The 4,969-nt window shown below is 46.0% G+C and carries 6 protein-coding genes; 5 read left to right on the top strand and 1 reads right to left on the bottom strand.

What is annotated here, in order from left to right; translation table 11 throughout:
* Positions 1-86 precede the first annotated feature (86 nt).
* The 5 genes from H6F80_RS27725 (at position 87) to H6F80_RS27705 (ending at position 4,321) form a co-directional block, all read left to right on the top strand.
* Positions 87-956 (top strand): GlcNAc-transferase family protein, encoded by an 870-nt coding sequence (locus H6F80_RS27725; protein ID WP_190794749.1) that lies wholly within the window; start codon positions 87-89, stop codon positions 954-956.
* A 3-nt stretch (positions 957-959) separates the two neighbouring features.
* Positions 960-1,565 carry a prolyl hydroxylase family protein gene (locus H6F80_RS27720; RefSeq protein WP_190794748.1) on the top strand — a complete coding sequence of 202 codons (606 nt, stop codon included), beginning with the start codon at positions 960-962 and terminating at the stop codon, positions 1,563-1,565.
* A 24-nt stretch (positions 1,566-1,589) separates the two neighbouring features.
* Positions 1,590-1,898 (top strand): hypothetical protein, encoded by a 309-nt coding sequence (locus H6F80_RS27715; protein WP_190794747.1) that lies wholly within the window; start codon positions 1,590-1,592, stop codon positions 1,896-1,898.
* Positions 1,899-1,971: 73 nt separating this feature from the next.
* Positions 1,972-2,682 (top strand): IS6 family transposase, encoded by a 711-nt coding sequence (locus H6F80_RS27710; protein WP_190794746.1) that lies wholly within the window; start codon positions 1,972-1,974, stop codon positions 2,680-2,682.
* 694 nt (positions 2,683-3,376) lie between these two features.
* Entirely contained in the window at positions 3,377-4,321 is a 945-nt protein-coding gene (locus H6F80_RS27705; protein ID WP_190794745.1) for a diacylglycerol/lipid kinase family protein, read from the top strand.
* Between the two features lie 73 nt (positions 4,322-4,394).
* Here H6F80_RS27705 and H6F80_RS27700 read toward each other — a convergent pair.
* Positions 4,395-4,969 (bottom strand): phosphatase PAP2 family protein (locus tag H6F80_RS27700; protein WP_206755125.1); only part of this gene is annotated, 575 nt, incomplete at its 5' end.

The following is a 4,969-nucleotide window of genomic DNA, read 5'->3' as shown; positions in this document are numbered from 1 at the left end:
ACACTATCGTTAATGAAAAAGATGGATAGGTCTGATAGATAGGTCTATCGTGCTAGTTTCATTATTTGCATCCCATAGCGATACAAATGAAAAAAATCTACGTTCAGATTCCAGCCTATCGTGACACAGAACTGGGACCAACGTTACTTGATCTTGTCGAAAAGTCAGATGATGCGGACGCTCTTCGCATTGGTGTTTTTTGGCAACGAGCAGAGGGCGACACGCTGCCAGAGGCATTACAGGTAAACCCGAACATTGAAATTATTGAGCAGTCCTATCGGGAGAGTAGGGGGTGCAACTGGGCAAGGGCTGAGCTTCAGAGGCGTTGGCAAGGAGAGCCATATACATTATTTCTCGACTCCCATCACCGTTTTATTCCTGGTTGGGATCGGCACCTAGTTGAAATGCACGAAGGTCTAAAGCAGAGGGGCATTCAAAAACCTCTGATCACAGCATATCTTCCGCCCTATGACCCTAAGAACGATCCCGATAATCGTCTACTAGACCCACTGCAAATCTGGGCACATAGTCGAGAGCAAGGAATGCTGATTTATTTAATAGCTCAGCCAATTCCCATGTGGCGCACTCTCAAAAATCCAATTCCTGCCCGGTTCGCTTCACTTCATTTCGTCTTTGCAGAGGGTATATTCAACCGCGAGATTGTCCTCGATGAACAGGTATATTTTTTCGGTGACGAAGTAGTACTCGCACTCAGGGCATTTACACACGGCTATGATCTATTCCATCCCCATTACGTGCTGGGCTGGCATCTATACGATCGAGCTGCTACACGCACAACACACTGGGAAGATCATTCAGACTACCATGAGCGGAATGAACGATCGTGCAATCGGTTACGCGACATCTTTCTTGGCATCGACGATGAAGCGATCGGCACTGCTCGTAGCCTAAACAAGTATGAGTTTCTAATTGGTGACAAGTTAATCCGGTGCTAAATTATGGCTACCGTTCTAGAGGTATTGGAAGAAGAAGGGATTGCTGTAGTGGATAACTTTATTACTCCACTAGAATGCAATCTAATGCTTGAAGAGCTGGAGTTTACACACTGGCAAGATAGTGTAGTGGTGAAATACATCGGTAATGAAAACTCTCCGGCATATTTAAGTAATATGAGAAAGAGTCAGACATCAGGACAGATCTGGTTTAGTGACGAGATTAATGCTATTCTCACCCTCATTGAGGAGCGATTAGCTTGCCTCTTAAGTACCACACGCAATCATTTTGAAGAGTGGCAGGCTACACGGTACAACAGGAACGACAGGTTTGACTATCACGTCGATGGCGGTAATTGGGAGCGAACCGCTGCCGGAGAGAGAAAACGCAGCATTATCATGTACTTAGATACACCCGTTCACGGTGGCGAAACTCACTTCCGGGCATTCGATAGGACTATTGAAGCTAAAGCTGGACGAGTCCTTATTTGGAACAATCTGCTGCCAACGGGAAAATGCAATTTTGCTATGATTCACGCGGGTCTTCCTGTTGAGGAAGGTACAAAAACAATTCTTGTTTCCTGGGAAAGAGAACGTCGATTACGTCCATAAAACACAACAGAAGGAGAAGCCAAAATGAATACAAATAAACTGTCCGATGACGAGATTATCAGAGACATTATTACCCGTTACGGGGAAGTAATTAACCTGCGCAAGACACCGTACTTGGCTATCGAAATTCTACGTACCTATGGAGGTGGGATTGTTAATGCTCCCGATGGAGGCGTGTCGGTAGCTGGAGTCGGAACACCCCCTGGACCGTCAGGCGGCATTAACTCACAGGGCAATGTTGTGGATAACGTGCAAATCATGAAGGAGATCCTGAAGCTTTCCAAGCAAGTCGCATTGCTAGCAAAGCGCATTGAAAAACTGGGCGGAAATTAAGGGTTTAAGGTTGTGTCGCAAAAACTGGTCAATAGTAAGCTAGACAAGCCCAACTCCGCTGGCTTGCTCTCCAATGTCTACTTCTACTCTGTTCAAGTGGCGGCACTTTTTGCCTGAAATCATCCTGGTGAATGTGCGGTGGTACTGTCGCTACTCTCTCAGCTACAGAGACTTGGAGGAGATGATGCAGGAGCGCGGCATGAGAGTAGACCATTCGACGATCAACCGATGGGTGTTGAGGTACGCCCCAGAACTCGACAAACGCATCCGACCCCCCTTGAAGCCAACGAATGATTCCTGGCGGGTGGATGAAACTTACATCAAAGTCAAGGGAGCGTGGAAGTATCTATATCGAGCCGTGGATTCGGAGGGCTACACCCTGGACTTTATGCTCAGTGCGAAACGGGACGGAAAAGCTGTGGCACGCTTTTTTCGCAAAGTGTTGAGAGCACAACACACTCAAACTCCACGGGTAATTACCATTGATAAAAATGCTGCCTATCCGGTTGCTATCGATGAATTAAAGGAAGATAAAACGTTGGAAGCTGAAACTAAATTGCGGCAGAGCAAGTATCTGAACAACATCATTGAACAAGACCATCTGAACATCAAGCGAATTGTAAAACCGATGATAGGATTTCAATCATTCAACACGGTAAGAAGAACATTGCGAGGGATAGAATCAATGAAAATGATCCGTAAAGGGCAGGTGAAAGAAATTAGTCGAGGGGACAGTGTATCTCAATTCTCATTCATCAATAAGATCTTTGAGGTGAGTGCTTAAAACAATACAAACGAGAACAGTTCATCTGTTATTTAGAAATCTTTGCGACACAACCGCAATTTTTGCGATCGAGAGTAAGAATGACAGAATCTGTATCTTTATTGAAGCAAAAGGAACAATTTATTGAACGAGTGAGTGAATTACAGCGTCTGTTTCAAGCCATCTAATTAAAGATAGAAAAGAGAAAGCTTGCAATGATGAAAAGTACTAAAAAAGCGGTGATTTGAGTACTCAGATCTGACAGTTTCCATAAAAGATTCTCGAAATAGGTATAGCGCTGTGATGGAGGGCACTCGCTATGGGTAGCCCGGAGTATTCTCAACAAGTGCAATTTGTTGAGGATTTTTGCGTTAGTCTGTCTTAAATGTCAACAACACAGTTTTATGCGTTTGCCCTGAGCACTCGGGGCACTGCATAGAAGATGACCTTAATTCATACTACGATTATGCAATGCCAGAATTAAACAAGCGATTATCAGGGCTTCACTACACTGAATTGTTGAGCCACATATCAGCTTATCGATGGAAGGAAAAGTCGAAGCTGACAGCTATAGTTTAAGAGTGGAGTTCTATCAGCTCATCGCTTGGGCGTAACGAATGGACAGTAGACCTTTTGCTAAGCAACTGTGTATGAGCAGAGTTTAACCCCACACTTCCACCCTCTCCAACTTCAAACCTCTAGGAAAAAGCCAGCGATGAATACCCGACTCATCGTCAATCCTACCTCTGGCCCTGTCGAGAATCCTGAGTTGTTAACTGACCTAGCAGAAGCTTTGCAAACTCAAGGCATTCAAGCTGAAATCTGCACCACCACACCTGATGAAGATGGTGAAGGTCTAGCTGCTGATGCTGCTAAAGCAGGCGCTAAACTTGTGATTGTTGCCGGGGGCGATGGCACGATTGAAGCCGTAGCACGTGGATTAGTGCATACTCAAACTATGCTAGGCATTATTCCGTTAGGAACGCGTAATAACATTGCGGCTAGTTTGAATATTTCTAACGATTTAACCCAAGCCATCCAGATCCTGGTAGAGGGTGAGCATGGTCGGTTTGATATGGGCAAGGCGAACAATTATTACTTCATGGAAGTGGTAGGCGTGGGTCTAGAAGCCTCACTATTTCCTTGTGGAGATGAAGTCAAAGAAGGAATCAAGAAAAATTATCTGGTTGCCCTTAAAAGTATCTTCTCAGGGGTCAAAACTTTTTTGCAATTTAGCCCGCACCGTTTGGTCTTACGCTTCGACGGCAGACGGATACGTCGTCTGCGCACCTTACAAGTCAACATCTGCAACAGCCCTCGCTATGGGGTAGAATTTGCCTTAGCGCCTGAGGCAAAAATGAATGATGGCAAGCTAGATGTGATTTACATTGACAATCCCTCTAAATGGGATCATCTGCGCTACTTCTTTACAGCTATGCGGGGTGAGCAACTCCCTCATAAACGGCTTAATACCTATCGAGCCTCTAAGATTGAGGTCAGAAGCTATCCACCTTTAGACGTTCATGCAGACGGAGAGTGCCTGGGCACTACCCCAGTCACTGTTGAGGTGATTCCCAGAGCCCTTTGGATTTGCGTGCCTACACCTGAGCTACTGGCAAAGTTTGCAGACGAAAGCGGAAGTCCTGTTTTGACGCAGTAGTTTTAAAGATCCTGAGAGAGCAGTTTTCCATTAAAGCTGACAGCATTTTCACTGCTCGCCTATCAATCTCAGTTCAAATCCCACCAATCTGAATCAGTCCGTACAGGCACGCTCCCAGCCAGATGCCGCCAGCAATCCATCCACTCAAGACATCTGTCGGCCAATGCACACCCAAATATACCCGACTAAAGCCCACCCCTAAGGTTAAGCCAGTTGCCAAGGGGGCAGTGATGCTTAAAGGAATATTCATACAGTGCGTCAGGTTAGCCGCCAACAAACCATAGAAGGAAATTGCACTCATGGCGTGACCGCTGGGATAACTGTAATCCATCGGACGTTGAGAAGATGCCCATAGATCGGGTCGTTTTCGCTGAAAGAGAGACTTGAAGATGCCGTTAAGCAGCCATGAACCGCTCAGCCCGATCGCCAAAACCAGGGTTGCAACCGCCTCGTTGCGGTAAACCAGAATTCCTCCGATCGCAATGAGTATAGGGATAGTAATTTCGCCCTGAGCCAGCCAGGTTATGGCTGTCATGTATCGGTCTAGAGTCGGATTAGCCCAAGCTTTGAGAGTCAACAAGCATGACTCTTCAAGAGGCAGCAACCAGTCCCATAGCAGAAAGCGGGCGAGGAAAACACCTATTGCTA

The organism is Leptolyngbya sp. FACHB-711 (assembly GCF_014695615.1).
Lineage (GTDB): Bacteria > Cyanobacteriota > Cyanobacteriia > Elainellales > Elainellaceae > Leptolyngbya_A.
The sequence above is the reverse complement of the archived record's forward strand: the minus strand, read 5'-3'. Positions and strand labels throughout refer to the sequence as shown.

Coding starts and splice junctions, on each gene's coding strand:
- H6F80_RS27705 (WP_190794745.1), top strand. CDS start 3,377: ATGAATACCCGACTCATCGTCAATCCTACCTCTGGCCCTGTCGAGAAT.
- H6F80_RS27715 (WP_190794747.1), top strand. CDS start 1,590: ATGAATACAAATAAACTGTCCGATGACGAGATTATCAGAGACATTATT.
- H6F80_RS27720 (WP_190794748.1), top strand. CDS start 960: ATGGCTACCGTTCTAGAGGTATTGGAAGAAGAAGGGATTGCTGTAGTG.
- H6F80_RS27725 (WP_190794749.1), top strand. CDS start 87: ATGAAAAAAATCTACGTTCAGATTCCAGCCTATCGTGACACAGAACTG.
- H6F80_RS27710 (WP_190794746.1), top strand. CDS start 1,972: ATGTCTACTTCTACTCTGTTCAAGTGGCGGCACTTTTTGCCTGAAATC.